1 protein-coding gene is annotated in these 282 nt (G+C 51.8%); it reads right to left on the bottom strand.

Annotation, left to right across the window (positions count from 1 at the left end; translation table 11 throughout):
• A partial coding sequence (locus EN824_RS35780) for a hypothetical protein (protein ID WP_210236410.1) occupies positions 1-267 on the bottom strand: 267 nt, incomplete at its 3' end.
• Positions 268-282 lie beyond the last annotated feature (15 nt).

Below are 282 nucleotides of genomic sequence, written 5' to 3'. Positions count from 1 at the left end.
GGGCAGTCTCCGGTCGAACCTGGCGGAAAATTGACTGCGAAACGGCCGTCGCCCTTGCTTCCCGCCAGTGATTCCGCTGCGCCAACGCCAGGCACCGCTAATATAAGCAACCCTGAAAGTATAGATACAGTTGTCTTCTGAAAAAGCCGCAGTCTCATCTTCGCCCAATCCCCATTGGTATTTGCAAAGAGCAATAGCCGCAATTTTTCCGCGTGGCCAGTACCATAGTTGAAAATGAGTCTGAAGAATGTGGATTGCACTTCTCATCGGTGCACATCACCC

The sequence above is a fragment of the Mesorhizobium sp. M8A.F.Ca.ET.181.01.1.1 genome (assembly GCF_004792025.1).
Classification (GTDB): Bacteria; Pseudomonadota; Alphaproteobacteria; order Rhizobiales; family Rhizobiaceae; genus Mesorhizobium.
This window is presented reverse-complemented; position numbering and strand designations above follow the sequence as displayed.